Source organism: Luteibacter pinisoli (assembly GCF_006385595.1).
Lineage (GTDB): Bacteria > Pseudomonadota > Gammaproteobacteria > Xanthomonadales > Rhodanobacteraceae > Luteibacter > Luteibacter pinisoli.
Map to the genome: position 1 here is coordinate 1,690,971 of NZ_CP041046.1, position 18,648 is coordinate 1,709,618.

The 18,648-nt window shown below is 68.0% G+C and carries 16 protein-coding genes and 1 pseudogene; 11 read left to right on the plus strand and 6 right to left on the minus strand.

Annotation, left to right across the window (positions count from 1 at the left end; genetic code table 11):
• Positions 1-40: 40 nt before the first annotated feature.
• Genes FIV34_RS07765 through FIV34_RS07780 form a run of 4 tightly spaced genes read right to left on the minus strand, consistent with a single transcriptional unit; the run spans position 41 to position 4,470 of the window.
• Positions 41-796 carry a DeoR/GlpR family DNA-binding transcription regulator gene (locus tag FIV34_RS07765; protein WP_139981280.1) on the minus strand — a complete coding sequence of 252 codons (756 nt, stop codon included), beginning with the start codon at positions 794-796 and terminating at the stop codon, positions 41-43.
• On the minus strand, positions 786-2,441 hold the full coding sequence (locus FIV34_RS07770; protein WP_139981282.1) for an ABC transporter permease subunit: 1,656 nt from the start codon (positions 2,439-2,441) through the stop codon (positions 786-788). Before FIV34_RS07770 ends, FIV34_RS07765 begins: the two co-directional genes overlap by 11 nt.
• A complete protein-coding gene (locus FIV34_RS07775; RefSeq protein WP_139981284.1) occupies positions 2,438-3,439 on the minus strand; it encodes an ABC transporter ATP-binding protein in 1,002 nt (333 codons plus the stop codon). Before FIV34_RS07775 ends, FIV34_RS07770 begins: the two co-directional genes overlap by 4 nt.
• A 29-nt stretch (positions 3,440-3,468) precedes the next feature.
• Positions 3,469-4,470, minus strand: coding sequence for an ABC transporter substrate-binding protein (locus FIV34_RS07780; protein WP_139981286.1), 1,002 nt, complete (start codon positions 4,468-4,470; stop codon positions 3,469-3,471).
• Positions 4,471-4,643: 173 nt separating this feature from the next.
• Here FIV34_RS07780 and hisN point away from each other — a divergent pair, with 173 nt between their 5' ends.
• On the plus strand, positions 4,644-5,441 hold the full coding sequence (hisN, locus tag FIV34_RS07785) for a histidinol-phosphatase (RefSeq protein ID WP_139981288.1): 798 nt from the start codon (positions 4,644-4,646) through the stop codon (positions 5,439-5,441).
• A gap of 7 nt (positions 5,442-5,448) precedes the next feature.
• On the plus strand, positions 5,449-7,569 hold the full coding sequence (locus FIV34_RS07790; protein ID WP_139981290.1) for a phosphocholine-specific phospholipase C: 2,121 nt from the start codon (positions 5,449-5,451) through the stop codon (positions 7,567-7,569).
• On the opposite strand, the gene FIV34_RS07795 is transcribed toward FIV34_RS07790, so the two are convergent.
• Both FIV34_RS07795 and FIV34_RS21340 read right to left on the minus strand, forming a co-directional pair.
• On the minus strand, positions 7,566-9,053 hold the full coding sequence (locus tag FIV34_RS07795) for a tetratricopeptide repeat protein (protein WP_139981292.1): 1,488 nt from the start codon (positions 9,051-9,053) through the stop codon (positions 7,566-7,568). The genes FIV34_RS07790 and FIV34_RS07795 overlap by 4 nt on opposite strands.
• A 366-nt stretch (positions 9,054-9,419) precedes the next feature.
• Positions 9,420-9,551 (minus strand): hypothetical protein, encoded by a 132-nt coding sequence (locus tag FIV34_RS21340; protein ID WP_281286838.1) that lies wholly within the window; start codon positions 9,549-9,551, stop codon positions 9,420-9,422.
• Positions 9,552-10,105: 554 nt separating this feature from the next.
• Between FIV34_RS21340 and prmB the strand changes: the two genes are divergently transcribed.
• The 9 genes and pseudogenes from prmB (at position 10,106) to FIV34_RS07835 (ending at position 18,640) form a co-directional block, all read left to right on the plus strand.
• A complete protein-coding gene (gene prmB / locus FIV34_RS07800; RefSeq protein WP_139981294.1) occupies positions 10,106-11,026 on the plus strand; it encodes a 50S ribosomal protein L3 N(5)-glutamine methyltransferase in 921 nt (306 codons plus the stop codon).
• An 18-nt stretch (positions 11,027-11,044) separates the two neighbouring features.
• A complete protein-coding gene (gene aroC / locus FIV34_RS07805; protein WP_139981296.1) occupies positions 11,045-12,148 on the plus strand; it encodes a chorismate synthase in 1,104 nt (367 codons plus the stop codon).
• Positions 12,149-12,151: 3 nt separating this feature from the next.
• On the plus strand, positions 12,152-13,150 hold the full coding sequence (locus FIV34_RS07810) for a 2-hydroxyacid dehydrogenase (protein WP_170207538.1): 999 nt from the start codon (positions 12,152-12,154) through the stop codon (positions 13,148-13,150).
• A gap of 28 nt (positions 13,151-13,178) precedes the next feature.
• A complete protein-coding gene (locus FIV34_RS07815) occupies positions 13,179-14,207 on the plus strand; it encodes an aspartate-semialdehyde dehydrogenase (RefSeq protein ID WP_139981301.1) in 1,029 nt (342 codons plus the stop codon).
• The gene (locus FIV34_RS07820) at positions 14,207-14,503 is read left to right on the plus strand and encodes a hypothetical protein (protein ID WP_139981303.1); all 297 of its coding nucleotides are present in this window, start codon (positions 14,207-14,209) and stop codon (positions 14,501-14,503) included. Before FIV34_RS07815 ends, FIV34_RS07820 begins: the two co-directional genes overlap by 1 nt.
• 295 nt (positions 14,504-14,798) lie before the next feature.
• Positions 14,799-15,029: pseudogene (locus FIV34_RS21555) on the plus strand (type IV pilus assembly protein FimV); the annotation flags it as partial.
• 137 nt (positions 15,030-15,166) lie between these two features.
• Positions 15,167-17,194: a FimV/HubP family polar landmark protein gene (locus tag FIV34_RS07825; RefSeq protein ID WP_246058777.1), complete on the plus strand. Its 2,028-nt coding sequence runs from the start codon at positions 15,167-15,169 to the stop codon at positions 17,192-17,194.
• 58 nt (positions 17,195-17,252) lie between these two features.
• Positions 17,253-18,020, plus strand: coding sequence for a tRNA pseudouridine(38-40) synthase TruA (gene truA / locus FIV34_RS07830; protein ID WP_139981305.1), 768 nt, complete (start codon positions 17,253-17,255; stop codon positions 18,018-18,020).
• Positions 18,017-18,640, plus strand: a complete 624-nt coding sequence (locus FIV34_RS07835) for a phosphoribosylanthranilate isomerase (RefSeq protein ID WP_139981307.1) — start codon at positions 18,017-18,019, stop codon at positions 18,638-18,640. The genes truA and FIV34_RS07835 overlap by 4 nt, the downstream gene beginning before the upstream one ends.
• Positions 18,641-18,648 lie beyond the last annotated feature (8 nt).

Sequence of the window (18,648 nt, forward strand, 5' to 3'; positions counted from 1 at the left end):
GGGCAAAGCACGGCCTTCCTGGCACGATCTTGTCGGTGGATCAGGCGAGTGCGACCTCGCCGACGGCCTTGCGGACAGCGGCGAACGCGCGCGATTTTTCGGACTTGCGGTCGGTGACAAGGACATCGATGCGCTCGGCATCGCACCAGCTGGCACGGCTGCGCACGCCGATCTTCGAGTGGTCGGCGGCGAGGATCACGCGGCGTGCGTTGGAGCACATCGCGCGGGCCACCTCCACTTCATCCAGCTCAAAACTGCTGGCGCCGGCCTTCGCATCCACGCCCACCGGGGAGAGGATGGCGACGTGGGCCTGGTAACGGTGGATCTCGGCGATGGTGGCGGCGCCGTTCGTGCAGCCGATCTGCCCGTTGAAGCGTCCACCGAGCAGATGCACCTCGTTGCCGGGGCGCGCCGCGAAGCGTGCCGCGACGTCCATCGCATTGGTGATGATGGTGAGGCCGCTACGCGTGGCCAGTGCTTCGGCCACGAGGTTCATGGTGCTGCCCGCATCCATGAAAATGGTCTGGTTGCTTTCGACCAGGCTGGCGACCACCTTGGCGATGGCGCGCTTCTCGCGCACGCGGGTCGCGTGGCGCACGTCGATCGGCGGCTCGTCCGAGGTAAGCACGGCACCGCCGTGCACGCGGCGGATCTCGCCGCGCTCGGCCAGCTCGACCAGGTCGCGGCGGATGGTTTCGCGCGACACGCCCAGTTCGGTGACGATCCGTTCCACGGACACCTGGCCGCTGGCGCGCAGCAGGTCGCGGATACGGGTATGTCGTTCTTCATGCCACATGGCGTCGTTCCTTGAGGATGTGCAAAAGAAGGCGCATGGCGCCCAGGGCGAGGGCGCCCGCCACCACGACGCACATGGCGTACGCGGCGGCCTGGGCCAGGAAGCCGTTTTCGTCCAGGCGCATGACGCTGACCGAGGCCAGGCTGGTGTCGGCGGTGACCAGGAAGATCACGCCCGAGAGCGTCACCATCGAGCGCATGAACAGGTAAAAGAAGGTGGAAATCGCCGCCGGCGCGGTGAATGGCAACACGGCATCGCGCAGCACCTCGCGCGTGCTTCCGCCAAACGCCGCCACGGCGTCTTCCAGCGCATCCGGCACCTGGCGCATGCCGGTCTGCATCGTGAGGAAGGCCTGAGCGTGATAGTGGTAGAGGCTGCACGCGGCGATGATCAGCAGGCTGCCGTGCAGCCAGCCCGACCACGGGCCGTGGTTGAAGGCCATGACATAACCCAGGCCGATGACCATGCCCGGCACCGCGGCAGGTAGCGAGGCGATGAACTGCACCGGGCGCGCGACGGCCGCCGGCGCCTTGCGCAGGCCGGCGCACAGGGCGAACACCAGCAAGGTACCCGCGGCGGCGGCGATAAAAGCCATGCTGAGCGAGGTGCCCACCGGGCCGAAGCCTTCAGTCAGGCCGGTGTAGTTCGCCAGTGTCAGGGCCTGCTGGTAGGGCCACAGCTTCACGAACGAGACGTAAGCGACGGTGCCGACGACCGCCACCATGGGCAGCAGGGCCAGCAGTGCCACCAGCGCGAGGACGACATCGCGGCCGGTGTGATGGGCCGGTACGAGGGCGCGGCCCGGGCTGGCGTCGCCACTGTCCTGGCGGCGTTTCGCCATCCGGCCCAGCCATACGGAGAACAGGGCAGGCAGCAGCAGGAACATGCCCAGCGTCGCGCCCATCGCAAAATCGAGCTGGCCGACCACTTCGCTGTAGATCTCCATGGCGAGCACGCGGTAGTTACCACCGACGATGACCGCGCTGCCGAAGTCCGTCAGCGTTTCGGTGAACACCAGGAAGGCGGCGGCGATCAGCGCGAAGCGCAGGCGCGGCAGGGTCACGTCGATGAACTGCCGCCACGCGGTCGCGCCCATGGAAGCTGCGGCGTCGTAGTGGCGTGCCGGCGTGCGGGCCAGTGCGGCTGAAACGATCAGCACTACCTGCGGCAGGCCATACAGGGTGTTGGCGATGACCAGGCCAGTGAACCCGTAGATATCCGTGGGCAGGCCGGTGAGGCGATGCACCAGGCCGTTGCGCCCAAGCAGCAGGACGAGGCCAAGGCCCAGGACGAGTGACGGGGCGAGCATCGGCAGCAGCAGGGCCGCGCGGATCAGTGCCTTGCCCGGCAGGCGCGAGCGATGCAGCGCCATGGCCAGGCCAAGGCCGAGCAGCATCGTGCAGAACGTCGTCGCCAGCCCGGTCTCCAGGCTGTGCAGCGCAGCGCGCGGCAGGCCCGGATCGTCGAACAGCCGGGCGTAGTTGCCCAGGGTGAAGGCACCCGACGCATCCGTCAGGCTGCGCCAGGCGACGGTCGCCAGCGGATAGAGGAAGAACGCGAGCAGCCCGAGGCACGGCACGGCCAGCAGCAGCCACGCGAGCGAGCGCGTGTGCGGCACTGTGCGTGGGGCGGCGACGGCGTTCACGCACACACCCAGGCGCCGCGCAGGGCATCGATGGAGACGGATTCGCCGGAGACCAGCGTGCTGCGCCCGTGCAGTTCCGCCGTGAGGCGCTGGCCACGCCAGGCGATGCCGGCGCGGGCGACATTGCCGAGGAAGGTGACATCGGCCACCACGGCATCACCGCGCGGATTCGCTTCCACCACGAGGTCTTCGGGCCGCAGGCAGAGCTCCCACGTCGCATCCGCACCCGGCGGGCGGCGCTCGAGGAAGCCGGGCATCACTTCGCGAACGAAGGCGGTAGGCAACAGGTTGGCGCGGCCGATGAAATCCGCCACGAAGCGCGAAGCCGGGCGCTCGTACAGGTCGCGCGGCGAGCCGATCTGTTCGATGCGGCCGGCCTTCATGCAGACGATGGTGTCGGCCAGGGCGAGGGCTTCGTCCTGGTCGTGCGTCACCATGATGGTGGGGATGCCGAGCGAACGCTGCAGCGAGCGAATCTCACCGCGCAGCTGGCTGCGGATGGCCGGATCCAGCGCGGATAGGGGCTCGTCGAGCAACAGCAAGGCCGGTTCGGCGGCGAGCGCACGGGCCAGTGCCACGCGCTGCTGCTGGCCCCCGGAAAGCTCGTCCGGGAAGCGCCCGCCAAACCCACCGAGCCCCACCTTCGCCAGCAACTCCGTGCTGCGGGTGGCAATGGTGGATGCCGGCACGCCGCGCAGGCGCATGGGGTAACCCACGTTCGCCGCGGCGGTCAGGTCGGGGAACAGCGAATACGACTGGAACACGATGCCCATGCCGCGCTCGCGGGCGGGCAGGCGGGTGATGTCGCGGCCGCCCAGGTGCACCTGGCCAGCGTCCGCCTCGGTCAGGCCGGCGACGATACGCAGCAGCGTGGTCTTACCGCAGCCGCTCGGGCCCAGCAGGCAGACGAAATCACTCGCACCCGCGTCAAATGACACGCGGTCCAGCACCGTGTGGCCATTCCAGGCCTTGCTAACCTCCTCGATGCGCAGATGCATGAACCCTCCTCCCCCAGCAACCCGGCGCGTCAGCGCGTCAGGTGCTTGAACCGTGCAATAAGTGCCGCGCGCTCGCGCGCCGCTGCTTCAAAGTCGCGCGCGGGCAGGTGGTCGACCACATTGGCCGGCAGTCCCGCGCGCCGTTGTTCGTCGGTGGGCGTGCTGCCCGGTGCCGCCACGATTTCCTTGTAGCCGCGATAGAGCGCGGCCGCGGCCGGCGAAGCGGTCCAGTCGAGGAAACGCTTTGCATCCCCGACGTTGGCCGCGCCCTTCATCAGGGCCGAGCCTTCCAGTTCGTAGCCCGTGCCATCGGCAGGCAGCACCATCGTCACCGGGTAGCCCTGGTGGATGGATTGCATGGCCGAAAACGCAAACGAAATGCCGATGGGAAACTCGCCGATGCGCGCCAGCTTGCACGGCGCGGAGCCGGACAGGGTCACCTGACCGATGTTCGCGGCGATGTCGGTCATCAACTGCATGCCCTTCGCATCGCGGCCGGCATCGCTGAGCGAGGACAGCACCATATAGCCCGTACCGGACGATGCCGGATCCGGCATGGCCAACTGGCCGCGGTACTTCGGCGATGCCAGGTCGCGCCAGGTGCGCGGCATGGGCAGGCCGTGTTCGGCGAGCGCTTCGCGGTTGACGCAGAGCGCGGCCATGTAGCCCGTCGGCGCGAACCAGCGGCCATCGTTGCCACGAAAACGCGCGGGCAGGGCGTCGATCGCCGTGGTGTGCACCGGTTGCAGCAGGGCCGCGATGCGCGGATCCAGCAAGTCCGTGGCCGCCATGCCCCACACCACATCGTTGCGTGGCTCGGCGCTTTCGGCGAGCAGGCGGGCAGCGAGGTCGCCACTGGACAGGCGCAGCACGTGGACGTCCACATCGGGCAGCGCCTGTTTCGCGCCGGCCAGGTACGTGGCGATCTCATCGCTCTCCAGCGCCGAGTACACCGTCAACGTGCCCGCATGCGCTGCCGTGCACAGGGCTAGCAACGCGGTGACACTGGCGATGGCGTGGACTGGACGCATGCAGGACCCTGGGGTTATCTCGCAACCGGCGGGGTGGAAAAGTTCACCCACCCGTGTGTCGTTTTGGGTATATTTGCAAACATGTGGATTCGCGTCCACAGGAGAATTTTCGTTTTCGTCATTAATGTGAAACGTGCGGACGCTATGCCGCGCACGTCTTCCTGGAGTCCAGCGTGACCGTCCATGCCCCGCTGTCCGCCGCTGAGCGGGCTGAGTTCGAAGCGTTTGCCACGGGCATCGCCAACAATGCACGCGCTTTATCTCTGCCGCGTTTCCGCCGCCCGGTCGATGTGACCCTGAAAGGCGACATGAGCCCGGTGACCGCCGTGGACCGCGGCGTGGAATCCATGCTGCGCGAGCGGATCGAGCTGGCGTGGCCGGCACACGGGTTGCTCGGCGAGGAATACGGCGCCAGCCGCGTGGATGCGGAATTCGTCTGGTCCATCGACCCGATCGACGGGACGCGCAGCTTCATCTCGGGGTGGCCGCTCTGGGGCACGCTGATCGCGCTGCTCCGCCAGGGCCAGCCGGTGCTGGGCATCCTCGACATGCCCGCGCTCGACGAGCGCTGGATCGGCCATGTGGGCGTGGGCACGACGCTGAACGGCCTGCCGTGCCGGGTAAGTGCCTGCCGCAGCCTGGCCGATGCCACGATGTACACGACCACGCCGGACATGTTCACGCCGGACGAGTGGGCCGCTTTCGACCGCACCAGCCGCGCCGCCTACGCGCGCCGCTTCGGTGGCGACTGCTACAGCTACGGCATGCTCGCGTCCGGTCACATCGATGCCGTGATCGAGTCTAATCTCATGCCGTATGACTACCTGGCCATTGCGCCCGTCGTGGAAGCGGCCGGCGGCGTCATGACTGACTGGGAAGGACGCCGGCTGGGCCTCGACAGCGGCGGAAGGGTCGTTGCCGCCGCGACACCCGAACTGCATGCTGCCATCATCGCTTCGCTGAAGGACTGAGTCGTTTATGGTTTCCCGTGATCGCCGCCGGTTCCTGCAAGGCGCAGGCGCCACCGTCGCTGCCTCGCTCATCGCGCAGGGCTTCCCGGCGTCGATCGCGCGTGCCCTCGCCACGGCACCGGACCGCCGCACGGGGACGATCAACGATGTCGACCACGTCGTGATCCTCATGCAGGAGAACCGTTCGTTCGACCACTACTTCGGCAGCCTGCGTGGCGTGCGTGGTTTCAACGATCCGCGCGTGCTCGAACTGGGTAACGGCGATCCGGTGTGGAAACAGCCGACCACCGCGACACACACGAAGTTCTGGAAGTCGCGTGGCATCGGCGCGGACGTCGGCTGGGTGTATCCATTCCACCTGGATACCCGGGCCAGCGGTGACCACCACGAAGGCACGGACCATGGCTGGAGCACCGGGCACGGTGCGTGGAACCTCGGCCGTAACGACCGCTGGATCGAGCAGAAGCAGGATGTCCTCACCATGGCGCACCTGCGCCGCGAGGACGCCGCGTTCCACTACGCGCTTGCCGACGCATTCACCGTCTGCGACGCGTACCACGCCTCCGCGCTTGCGGACACCGCGATCAACCGCATCTACCTGTGGAGCGGCACGTCCGATCCCTCCGGCCGCCTGGGCACGAAACCCAATGGCCCGGGCACCGAAGAGCGCGCCAACACCAACGGCTACACCTGGACGACGTACCCCGAGCGCCTCGAAAAAGCCGGCATTTCGTGGCGCGTCTACCAGGGCGGCACGGGCGAGCCCGGGTCGCCCACGGACAACTACACGGACAACTCGCTGGAATTCTTCGCGGCCTACCAGGTGAAGGAGGGCGCGGATCCGAACAGCCCGCTGGTGCGCAACGGCGTCTCCACGCATACCCTGCGCGACCTGCGCAACGATGTGGTGCATGGCCGCCTGCCGCAGGTGACGTGGATCGTCGCGCCGTACAAGTACAGCGAGCATCCCACGTCGTCGCCGGCGGATGGTGCGTTCTACATCCGTGCGGTGCTCGATGCGCTCACTGCGAACACCGCGGTGTGGAGCCGCACGGCGTTGATCCTGAACTACGACGAGAACGACGGGTTCTTCGACCATGTCGTGCCGCCCGCGCCGCCGCTGAAGAACGGGGAGGGCGGCAGGGTATCCGCCGCACTCGTCGACGGCTTGCGTGATGAGGTGATGGACCTGGATGCGCATCCGCGCATTTCCAGCCCCATCGTGCCGGATAGCGACCCAAAGGGTCTCCAGCCCGTGGGGCTCGGTAATCGCGTGCCGTTGATCGTCGTCTCCCCATGGACGCGTGGTGGCTGGGTGTGCAGCGAGACCTTCGACCACACGTCGGTGCTGCGTTTCCTCGAGAAGCGCTTCGGTGTGGAAGAGCCAAACATCAGCACCTGGCGCCGCGCGGTGTGCGGCGACCTCACCAGCTGCTTCGATTTCGCCGGTCGCCACGATCATCGTGTACCGGCGATCGCCGTGCCGCACGGTTCCGATGGCAAGGCGCCCATCACCGTCCCGGCGGCGCAGGTGATGCCGGTGCAGGAACCGGGCACGCGGCCGGCGCGAGCGCTTGGCTACGCGTGGACGGTGGAGCACCGCCTCGATGCGCAGCAAAGCCGCGTTGTCTTCAACAACACCGGCGTCCTCGGCGCGGCTTTCCTTGTTTACGACGGCCTCGATCGCGATGCGCCGCCGCGCCGTTATACGGCAAGCGCCGGCGAGCGTCTTGAAGACAGCTGGCCGCTGGCCGCGCGTGGCGACGCGTACAACCGTCGAATCCACGGCCCCAACGGCTACTACGCGGCACTGCGCGGGTTTGCCGACGATGCGCTGGAAGCCACGGTGCGCGGCGTGAGCGGCCAGCGCGAGGTGGACGTCGCGGTAAGCAATGCGGGCACGTCAGTCGTGGCGTGCCGTGTGGGGAACGCCTATGGCAGCGCGGCGCCGCGGGAACTGACGCTGGCACCGGGCGAGACGCAGACCGTCACGCTGGACCTCACCGCTAGCGCTGGCTGGTACGACGTCTCCGTCACCAAGCACGCTGCCCCGGGCTACCTCCGCCGCTACGCCGGCCACCACGAAGACGGCAAGCCGGCGACCAGCGATCCCGGTCCTCGGGCCTAGGGATTCTTCGCCGCCGCGTCGGCACCATGCAGGGAGCCCGCGCGGCCGGGCGCCTGGGCCAGCGCATCCTGGAACGCGGCCAGCGCCGGGCCCGGCTTGTTTTGCGCGAGCAGCAGCTCGCCCAGCTGTTCACGCGCCGGCACGATCGGCCCCGGCGTCACCGGGCGCTTCTCCAGCGCGTCTTCCTTTTCGGCTGCGTCGCGCATCAAGGCGGTCGCCCCGGCGTCGTTACCGCGCGCCTGCGTGGCCCACGCCGCCACCTCGGTGGCGAGGATGCCGGTCTGGTCCGCCCAGTACATATCCCCGGACGTCCTCAGCCGCGCTTCCATCGCGCGCAGGCGGGCGGCCTGTGCATCGGCGTCGTCCGCGCGCCCGGTACGGGCCAGGCCCAGGCCCTTGGCCCACACCGGGATGGCCGCCACGGAATCCGGCGCGCCTTGCGGTGGCGCCAGGGCGATCGCTTCCTTCCAGTGCTCGCCCTCCACGGCGACGCGGACCGGCATGGCCGCGCTGGCATAGGCAATCGCGAAGTTGGTCATGTCCAGCTTCGGCATCGCCTTCATGTCCGCGATCACCTGCCGGGCTTCTTTCTCGCGACCGGTCTGCACATAGGCATAGACGAGATAATCCATCGCATGCAGCTCGCCCATGATGTCGCCCTGCGCACGCGCGGCGGCCTCGGAAGCGAGGTTGGACCGGATCGAATCGTCCCACAGGCCGAGCCGCGTGAAGATGTGCGACGGCATGTGCAACGCATGCGGTGCCGAGGGCGCGATGCTGGCGTATTTGCGTGCCGCATCCAGCCCATGCGACGCCAGTTCCGCGCTATCGCTGGCGTGGATCAGGTAGTGCGCGATGCCGGGATGATCAGGGTGCGCCTTGAACAGCGGATCGAGGATCGCCACCGCCTGCTTTTGCCGGGCGTGTGTCTTGTCGGCCATGGAGGCATTCGAAAGAAGCGCTACCGCGTAGAACACCTGGGCCTCGAGATCGTCGCGATGCTCGCTGGCCAGTTTGGCCATCGCCTGTTCGTAGGCCTGCGTCCGCTGCTCGGGCTTGAGCGCGGGGTTGGCCTGGAAGAGCAGGGCAACGGCGTGGATATAGCCGCGCTCGCGCGCCGCCGCCGGCTGCAGCCGCACGGCTTCCTGCGCTTCCTTTTGCCCGAGGGCGAAGGTCTCCGGTGGCAGGGCGGGCTGCCACACCGGGTGGAAGTACGTCATCGCCAGGCCCCAGTGGGCCATGGCGCAGCGCGGATCTTTTTCAGCGACGTCGCGGAAGGCTTTCTGGGCGGGGCCGTAGGCGAAGGAGTGGAGCAGGGCGACGGCGCGGTTGAACGGTTGCTGGACGGCGGGTGCGCAGGAGATGGGGAATGCGATGGTGCCGAGTTTTTCGGGTACGCCGTGGTCGTGGTCGTGCATTTCCTGGGCGTAGCCGGGGCCCGTGCAGGCCAGCAGAAGCAGGAGCAGGCGCCTTGGAGCGATCATCTCGGGTCCTTCAGGGCTCCCCTTCGAAGGGGGAACGGGCACTGTATGCCAGCGGGGCCTGAGGGCCTATCTGCTATATGGCTAAGCCTTGCGGGTGTTGCGCGTGTCGCGGGGCGGGGTCGGCAAGGCCCCTCGTGCCGCCGGACGCAGTCCTTGCGGAGCGGGCCGTAGATCCGCTTTCCGAAACCCTATCGGTGCGCGGCCCTCTGCTTACGTCGGCCCGAGGGGCCTTGCCGACCCCGCTGCGACCGATACAGTTCCCTGGGGCACAAGCTACACCGCCGCTTTGTACGAGCGCACCTTTTGCGTTTACGCCCTTCAGGGTGCGGCATCTTTCGCCCAAACGCTCAGGCCCCATCGTGTGGTTTAACGAGCCGAGGCAATTGCATTAGCCGGAACAATCGGCGAGCTGGTGGTAACCATCGCACCCATCGTCAGGATGCAGGTCAGGACGGCGGCGGCGAAGAAGGTCTTCAGCAGGATGGTTTCGACTTTCATGGCGTCTCTCCGGTGTCTGGCTGGTAGGCCTTGCGGCCCTTCGCTGTAGACGTTGCATCGGGCGTGCCAAGCGGGGAAACACGCGGGAAACGGCGTGGTGAAGCCATTTCGTTGAATGGGTCACGCTACACGCACGGTGTCCGCGGACGAATGGATGTCCGACCACAGGCGTCCGCGTGCGGACAAGGCGGAGATGTTGCGGTTACACGCACCCTGTAGGCGTTGGCTTTCCATCACGAAACCACACCGATGGAGGGAGTCCTGGGTGCCCACCCTCGAGGCGAGTTTAGTGGAGCGAGGGGGCTGGAAGGATCAGGCCCGCAGGGGGTGGGCCATGGATGGCCCGCCGTTTTCGCCACGACAGGGAATGTCGTGTCGAAAACCCCCGCCCAGCCACCGGTTCGCGGCCGTAGGCCCATAGGTAAACCAGCCGCGTAGCGGCTCTCCTTTTCGAACGCAGAGCGTTGTCTGAGCAGCGAGGGTGGGCACCCAGGGCTCCCCTGCGGCCACAGACCGCTATACTCCCCGACCAGCCCCAAGAAAGCCCCCCGCCCGTGACCAGCGAACTCACCTCCATCATCGATTTCATCCGCTACGGCGCCAGCCGGTTCTCCGCCGCAGGCCTCACCTTCGGCCATAGCCATGACAATCCGATCGACGAAGCCACCCACCTGGTCCTGGCCGCCCTCCACCTGCCGCCCGACATCCCGCCGGCCTACGGCGCAGGCAAGCTGGTGGCCGACGAGCGCGAAAACATCCTCGCCCTCATCGAACGGCGCGTCACCGAGCGCGTCCCGGTCGCCTACCTCGTCGGCGAAACCTGGTTCGCTGGCCTCAAGTTCAAGAGCGACCGCCGCGCCCTCGTGCCGCGCTCGCCTATCGCCGAGCTCATCGAAAGCCGCTTCACCCCCTGGCTCGACGACCGCCATATCGAACGCGCCCTCGACCTGTGCACCGGTTCGGGCTGCATCGGCATCGCCATGGCCGAGTACAACCCGGACTGGCAGGTGGACATCGTCGATATCAGCGACGACGCCCTGAGCCTCGCCAACGAGAACATCGTCTACCAGCACGCCGAAGACCGCGTCCGGGCCATCAAGTCCGACCTCTTCTCCGGCGTGAAGGACGAGGTCTACGACCTCATCGTCTCCAATCCGCCGTACGTCACCAACGACGAATACGCCGCGATGCCGGCCGAATACAGCCATGAACCGGTCCTCGGCCTGACATCCGGCGATGATGGACTGGACATCACCCTGCGCATCCTCGACGAGGCCGCCCACCATCTCAGCGACGACGGCCTGCTTATCGTCGAAGTCGGCGACAGCGAACACGCCCTGGCGAACCTGCTGCCGCGCGTTCCCTTCGTCTGGCTGGAGTTCAAGGTGGGCCAGATGGGCATCTTTGCCCTCGAGCGTCGCGACCTGGTCGCGCACGCCGCGGATATCTCGGCCGCACGCGCTGCGCGGAACTAAACACCTGACGGAAACACCGTGTCCTCCAATACGTTCGGCAAGCTCCTCTCCGTAACCACCTTCGGCGAAAGCCACGGCCCGGCGATCGGGTGCGTGGTGGACGGGTGCCCGCCCGGCCTGCCGCTGGAGGCCAGTGAATTCCGCGCCGACCTCGAGCGCCGTGCCACGGGCCGCTCGAGGCATACCTCGCAGCGGCGCGAGGCCGACGACATCGAGATCCTCTCGGGCGTCTACGAGGGTGTCACCACCGGCACCCCCATCGCCCTGCTGATCCGCAACACCGATGCGCGGTCAAAGGATTACGGCAACATCCTCGACACGTTCCGCCCGGGCCATGCGGATTACACGTACTGGCAGAAGTACGGTATCCGCGACCCGCGCGGTGGCGGCCGTTCGTCCGCCCGTGAAACCACCATGCGCGTGGCCGCCGGTGTCATCGCCAAGAAGTGGCTTGCCCACCGCTACGGCGTGACGGTGCAGGGCCATGTCAGCCAGGTGGGTGAGATCACCCCGCGTGGCTTCGACGCCGCCGCCATCGAGACCAGCCCGTTCTTCTGGCCCTTCGCCGAGCAGATCCCGGAACTCGAGGCTTACATGGACGCCCTGCGCAAGTCGGGTGATTCGGTAGGCGCACGGGTCACGGTGGTGGCCGAAGGCGTGCCGGTGGGCTGGGGCGAACCCATCTACGGCAAGCTCGACGGCGAACTCGCCGCCGCGATGATGTCGATCAACGCCGTCAAGGGCGTGGAGATCGGCGATGGCTTCGACGCCGTCAGCCAGCGCGGCACCCAGCACCGCGACGAGATCACCGCGCAGGGTTTCCTTTCCAACCACGCGGGCGGGATCCTCGGCGGCATCGCCACCGGCCAGCCCGTCGTCGTATCCATGGCCTTCAAGCCCACCTCCAGCGTGCTGATCCCGGGTCGCAGCGTCGACCGCGCGGGTGAGGCCACCGAAGTGGTCACGAAGGGCCGGCATGATCCCTGTGTCGGGATCCGCGCCGTCCCCATCGCCGAGGCCATGCTGGCCCTGGTGCTGATGGACCAGGCCCTGCGCCATCGCGCCCAGTGCGGCGATGTCGTGCCGGTGTCGCCGCGCATCCCGGGCACCGTGCAGGAGTAAGTGATGAGCAAGCCGAAGGTCTGGGTCTCCCGGCCGTTTTTTCCTGACATCGTCGACCGCCTGCGCGAGCACTTCGAGGTCACGGCCGAAACCGAGGAGCGGGCGTTCTCGCCCGAGGAACTGGCGGTACGCCTGGCGGATGCCGATGCCGCCATCGTCGGCCTGGCCGACCGCATCGATGCCGGCGTGCTGAAGGGCGCACCGAAGCTGCGCTTCGTCGCCAACCTCGGCGTGGGCTACAACAACCTCGACCTGGACGCCCTCACCGAGGCGGGCGTTGGCGCCTCCAATACGCCGGATGTCCTTAACGAGACCGTGGCCGACTACGGCTGGGCGCTGATGATGGCGGCCGCCCGTCGTGTCGGCGAGGCGGAGCGCTGGCTCCGGGCAGGGCAGTGGAAGGGTTCGCGGTTCGAAGGCTGGCTGGGCGCCGATATCCACGGCAGCACCATCGGCATCCTCGGCATGGGCCGCATCGGCCAGGCCATCGCCCGCCGCGCCGTTGGATTCCGGGCACGGGTCATCTATCACAACCGGTCGCGGCTCGATGCCGCCATCGAAACCGAGTGCGGCGCCACGTATGTGGACAAGGCCGCGCTGCTGGCGCAGGCAGACCACCTCATCCTGGTGCTGCCGTTCACCCCGGCCAACCGCCACACCATCGGCGCGGCCGAGCTGAAGGCCATGAAGCCGACGGCCACCCTGACCAATATCGCCCGTGGCGGCATCGTCGATGACGAAGCGCTGGCCCGGGCGCTGGCCGACGGCGAGATCGCCGCGGCGGCCCTCGATGTGTTCGAGGGGGAGCCCGCGGTCCATCCGGACCTGCTCGAACAGCAAAATGTCGTGCTCAGTCCACACATCGCAAGCGCAAGTCGCGACACACGTCGCGGCATGGCGTCGCTGGCTGTGGACAATGTGCTGGCTGCGTTCGGGCATGGTCCCAGCGCCGGTCGGCCACCCACGATCCTCAACCCGGGTGTGCTGGCTGACGCCAGCTGACCCTCTACCCACGCCAACAAGAGCGACGATGAGCAAGAAGACGAGTTACAAGGTGGCGATGGTGGGTGCAACCGGCGCCGTCGGTGAAACCCTCCTTTCGATCCTGGCCGAGCGGGACTTTCCCGTCAGCGAACTGATTCCCCTGGCGAGCGAGCGCTCGGCGGGCGGTACCGTTGATTTCGCCGGAAAATCGTACGTCGTCAAAGACCTGGCCAAATTCGACTTCGACGGCGTGGACATCGCGTTCTTCTCCGCCGGCGGTTCGGTCAGCCGTGAGCACGCCCCGCGCGCCGCGGCGGCCGGTGCCGTGGTGATCGATAACACCTCCGAGTTCCGCTACCAGGACGACATCCCGCTGGTGGTCTCCGAGGTGAACCCGCACGCCATCGCCGACTACACGGTGCGCGGCATCATCGCCAACCCGAACTGCTCGACGATGGGCATGCTGGTGGCCCTGGCGCCGATCCACCGCGCAGTGGGCATCGAGCGCATCAACGTGGCCACCTACCAGTCGGTATCCGGCGCGGGCCGCAGTGGCCTTGAAGAGCTGGGCAAGCAGACGGCGCAGATGCTGAACTTCCAGGACGTGGAATCGACCAAGTTCCCGAAGCAGATCGCCTTCAACGTCATCCCGCACATCGACGACTTCCAGCCCAATGGCTACACCAAGGAAGAAATGAAGATGGTCTGGGAGACCCAGAAGATCCTGGAAGACCCATCCATCCAGGTGAACCCGACGGCGGTGCGCGTGCCGGTGTTCTACGGCCATTCGGAAGCGGTACACATCGAAACCCGCGACAAGATCACCGCCGAACAGGCCCGCGGGCTGCTGGAGCAGGCCGAAGGCGTGGTGGTGATCGATGAGCGGGCCGCGGGTGGCTACCCGACCCCGGTCAGCGATGCCGCCGGCAAGGATCCGGTGTTCGTCGGCCGCATCCGCGAGGATATCTCCCATGAGCGCGGCCTCGACCTGTGGGTGGTCTCGGACAATATCCGTAAGGGTGCGGCGCTCAATGCCGTGCAGATCGCGGAAATCCTGATCGAGAAGTACCTCTGATGATCGGCCGGGCCGCCTTCGCCTGCCTGCTCCTTGCGCTGTCGCCCCTGGCGGCCGCGGCGGGGCAGGCCGGGACGAAGGCGGCGCCGGCCAGCCAGAAGGAGGCGGAGGCCGCCCGGGCGAAGCTCGAAACGACGCGCGGGCAGGCCGACGCCGAAGACAAGAAGGTCAAGGCGCTGAAAAAGCGCGTCGACACGCTGGAATCCGATTCCGATGCCTCCCGGAAAGCCCTGGAGGAGAGGGACCGCAAGATCGCGGAACTCGAACGGCAGCTAGACGCCGAGCGGCATCCCTGAGGGCCTTCGGGTCTCCATGGGGGAGGACATGTAAGGGGGGCGTGTACGGGCCTCGCGAACGAGACAAACTTCGTCGCGTAAATGCCCGTAGCCGCTATTGTTAGTTGTTGCTGGGGTGCACTACAGTGGCGCCTTCGCGGCCGATCGCCCGAAAGAGGCGCGCCGTCAGCATGGAATTGTTCGGGGGATGCAAGTGATGAACCGTACTTTGAAGCTGTCGATCATGCTAGCGCTTGCCATGGGGGGGAGCCAGGCGCTGGCCCAGAGCCTTGGTGCCGTCCAGGTCCACTCCACGATGGACCAGCCGCTGTCCGCGGATATTCCGCTGACCGGGGTTACCGGCAACCCGGGTGACATCCATGTCGCCATGGCCTCCGATGAAGCCTTCTCCCGCGCGGGCCTGAATAAATCGGGCATGCCGGTGCAGCTGAGCTTTACCGTCGGCAAGAACGCCGCCGGCCAGCCGGTCATCCATGTGACCAGCAGCGCCCCGGTGCGCGATACCTATCTCGATTTCCTGGTGGAAGTCACCAGCGGCAAGGGCAGCTCCGCCATTCGCGAAGTGACCATGCTGCTGGATCCGCCGGGGTCACCCGCGGCCCCGTCCGCCGCTACCGCGGCTGCCGCACCGCGCCCCTCGCGCACCGAAGCCGTGCCGCCCGCGTGCCGGCCAAGGCCGCCGCACCGCGTGACAGCGGCCAGCCGCGCGCCGCCGCGCCTGCCGCTCCCGCAGCGCCGGCTGCCCAGGCGGCTAACGGCAGCATCGGCCCGGTCCAGCGCGGCCAGACGCTTTCCACCATCGCCCGCGACAACGCCAATGGCGCCGACATCAACCAGATGCTGGTGGCCCTGCACAAGGCGAATCCGGACGCGTTCTACCGCGACAACATCAACGCGCTGAAGACCGGCGCGGTGCTGCGCATGCCGTCGCATGACGACGTCCAGGCCCAGTCCGCCGCCGCCGCGCTGGCCGAAGTGCGCCGCCAGAACGAAGCCTGGCGCTCGGGCGCCGCGCGTGCGCCGGCCTCCGTGGCCGATGGCGCTTCCAGCGGTGCCGAGTCGTCGGGCAAGGCCAGCACGCCGAAGAGCGATCGCCTCGCCCTCGTGCCCGCGAAGGAAGGTGGCGATGCCGCTTCCACGCGCGCCGGTGTGAAGGGCGGCACGGGCGATGCCCAGGTCGCCGGCCTCAAGCAGGAACTCGCCACGTCGCAGGAATCGGTCGCCTCGCTCAAGCAGCAGGGCACCGAGCTCAAGTCGCGGGTGGGTGACCTGGAAGCCATCAACACGAAGAACCAGCGCCTGCTGAGCCTCAAGGACACGGAAATCGCCGAGCTGCAGCGCAAGCTCGCCGAGGCCCGCAAGCACGCCGGCGAGCCGGCGCCCGCGGCCAGCGCCCCGGCGCCTGTCGCTGCCGCACCGGCGCCCGCCCCGGCGGCTGCCGAGCCGGTGGCTGCTGCCTCCGCGCCTGCGCCGGCCGCTTCGGCCCCGGCGACGCCGGTGGCCAGCACGCCCGATACCGCTGCCAATGCACCGGCCGCTGCCGCCACCGTGGCCACCGCACCGCTGCCGGCGCCGGCCGCTGCCCAGCCGGCCACGCCGCCGGCGGCGGCGCCCGACAAGCCGAAGCACGTGCTGACGCCGGCCCCGGCGCCTGCCGACGAAGACCCGTGGTTCATGCAGCCGTGGGCCTGGGGTGGCGGCGCCATCGTCATCCTGCTGCTGCTCGTCGCCGCCGTGTTTGGCCGCCGCAAGAAGGCCGTGGCCGCTGCCGCGCCGAGCTCGCTGGCGGACCGCTTCGGCCAGGAGCCGACCTTCGGCAAGTTCGATTTCGACGAACACGAGCCGATGGACCAGGACCAGCGCGAGATCATCGATGCGCTGTCCGAGCATCCGGACGACATCGGCCTGCACCTGGAGCTGGTCAGCCTCTATTACGGCCGTCGCGACGTCGACCATTTCGAAGCCGCCGCCGAAGCGATGTTCGCCCACGTGGCCGACCCGGAACAGCCGGAATGGCGCGAGGTGGTGATGATGGGCGAAGAGCTCGCCCCCACGCACCCGCTGTTCGGCGGCCAGCCGGTCGACGCCATCGACGATCCGTACGAGGGCGATACCTACGCCCCGTCGCACACCGATCACGCGAATGCCGAAGCGCTGGAAGCGTTCGACCTGGGCACGTACGTGACCAGCCCGGACGACGACGGCCATCCGGCCCCGCCGCTGCCGCAGAAGCGCAGCGAGTACCACTTCAACTTCGACCTGACCCCGGTGCAGCGCGCCGAGGCCGACCGTCGCCCGCACGCGCCGGACGTGTTCGACGTGGACGCCCCGGAATCGCCTTACACCGAGGCGAAGGACGCCGAGCCGGTCGAGCCGGTGGAAGAGCGTTCCAGCTGGTCGTTCGAGGACGAAGGGCATGCCACCGCCCCGGCCACCCCGGTCGAGCCGCCGCGCTTTGACGAACCGCCGCGCTTCGACGAGCCGAGCTTCCCGGACGACGAACCGGTGGTCGACGGTACCGGCACGGAGAGCTTCAGCGACGATCCGGTCGACACCAAGCTCGACCTGGCCCGCGCCTACCTCGACATGGGCGACGCCGAAGGCGCCCGCCTGATGCTCGACGAAGTGATCAACGAAGGCAGCCAGACCCAGAAGGACACGGCCCGCCGCATCATGGACGGCATGGCCTGACCGTGCCGACGGGGCGGGGCGGTGGTAACCTTCCCGGTTTCCATCGCCCCGTGACCCCATGCGTATTGCCCTAGGCGTCGAATACGACGGCACTGACTTCTTTGGCTGGCAGAAGCTCAGCCATGCGAAGACCGTGCAGGGCGCGCTTGAGCAAGCCCTTTCTTTCGTCGCCCACGAACCGGTCGAAGTGGCCGCCGCCGGTCGCACCGATGCGGGCGTCCACGGGCGCTGTCAGGTGGTGCATTTCGACACCGAGGTGGTCCGCGACATGCGTGGCTGGGTGCTCGGCGCCTGCTCCAACCTGCCGCGTTCGGTGGCCGTGACCTGGGCCCAGCCGGTGGCCGACGACTTCCACGCCCGGTTCTCCGCACGCATGCGCCGCTACCGTTACCGGCTGCTGCCACGTTTCGTACGCCCGTCGCTGGATGCGCGCTTCGTGGCGTGGGAAAAGAAACCGCTGGACGCGGCGCGCATGCACGAGGCCGCCCAGGCCATCGTTGGCGAGCACGATTTCTCCGCCTTCCGCGCCATTTCGTGCCAGGCCGCGCACGCGCGTCGCAATGTCCGCGCCATCCGTGTCTTCCGCGACGATATCCACATCGTGGTCGAGATCGAGGCCAACGCCTTCCTGCATCACATGGTGCGCAACATCGTCGGTTCGCTGATTCCCATCGGCCGCGGCGAGCAGCCCGTCGCATGGATGGCTGAACTGCTGGAAGGCCGCAATCGCGACGTGGCCGGTGCCACGGCCCCGCCGGAAGGCCTGACCTTCCTCGGCCCGCTGTACGAAGCCCACTGGGGCCTGCCGCCGGAGGTGACGCTGTGACCCGGATCAAGTACTGCGGATTCACCCGCATCGACGACATCCAGGCCGCCGCGCAGCTCGGTGTGGACGCAGTCGGCATGGTGATGACGCGCAAGAGCAAGCGCTTCGTCGACATCGACCAGGCCATCGCGCTGCGCGATGCCGTGCCGCCCTTCGTCAGCACCGTGGTGCTGGTGATGGATGACGATGCGGCATGGGTCGACGAAATCGTCAGCCGCGTGCGCCCGGACATGTTGCAGTTCCACGGCACGGAAACCGATGCCGAATGCGCCGCCCATGGCGTGCGCTACCTCAAGGCCATCGCCATGGGCGAAGGCGAGGGCGCCTTGCCGCGCCTGCGTGCGTACCCCGGCGCAGCCGGCCTCCTGCTCGACGGGCACGGCCTGGGTGAAACCGGTGGCAGCGGCCAGCGCTTCGACTGGGCGCGGATGCCACGCGACCTGGCGCAACCGCTGGTGCTCGCCGGTGGACTCACCGCCGACAATGTCGCCGAGGCGATCCGCACCGCCCGGCCCTGGGGCGTGGATCTCTCCAGCGGGATCGAGACGTCGCCCGGCCTGAAGGATCGGGCTAAGATGGAACGCTTCCTCGCCGCCGTGCGCGCCGTCCCCAGCGCGTGATCCCCTTT

What these genes read in the sequence shown, in the direction of transcription:
- FIV34_RS07780 (WP_139981286.1), bottom strand. Translation starts at nt 4,470, where the DNA reads ATGCGTCCAGTCCACGCCATCGCCAGTGTCACCGCGTTGCTAGCCCTG.
- FIV34_RS07795 (WP_139981292.1), bottom strand. Translation starts at nt 9,053, where the DNA reads ATGATCGCTCCAAGGCGCCTGCTCCTGCTTCTGCTGGCCTGCACGGGC.
- FIV34_RS07815 (WP_139981301.1), top strand. Translation starts at nt 13,179, where the DNA reads ATGAGCAAGAAGACGAGTTACAAGGTGGCGATGGTGGGTGCAACCGGC.
- FIV34_RS21340 (WP_281286838.1), bottom strand. Translation starts at nt 9,551, where the DNA reads ATGAAAGTCGAAACCATCCTGCTGAAGACCTTCTTCGCCGCCGCCGTC.
- FIV34_RS07810 (WP_170207538.1), top strand. Translation starts at nt 12,152, where the DNA reads ATGAGCAAGCCGAAGGTCTGGGTCTCCCGGCCGTTTTTTCCTGACATC.
- FIV34_RS07820 (WP_139981303.1), top strand. Translation starts at nt 14,207, where the DNA reads ATGATCGGCCGGGCCGCCTTCGCCTGCCTGCTCCTTGCGCTGTCGCCC.
- FIV34_RS07765 (WP_139981280.1), bottom strand. Translation starts at nt 796, where the DNA reads ATGTGGCATGAAGAACGACATACCCGTATCCGCGACCTGCTGCGCGCC.
- FIV34_RS07790 (WP_139981290.1), top strand. Translation starts at nt 5,449, where the DNA reads ATGGTTTCCCGTGATCGCCGCCGGTTCCTGCAAGGCGCAGGCGCCACC.
- FIV34_RS07775 (WP_139981284.1), bottom strand. Translation starts at nt 3,439, where the DNA reads ATGCATCTGCGCATCGAGGAGGTTAGCAAGGCCTGGAATGGCCACACG.
- truA (WP_139981305.1), top strand. Translation starts at nt 17,253, where the DNA reads ATGCGTATTGCCCTAGGCGTCGAATACGACGGCACTGACTTCTTTGGC.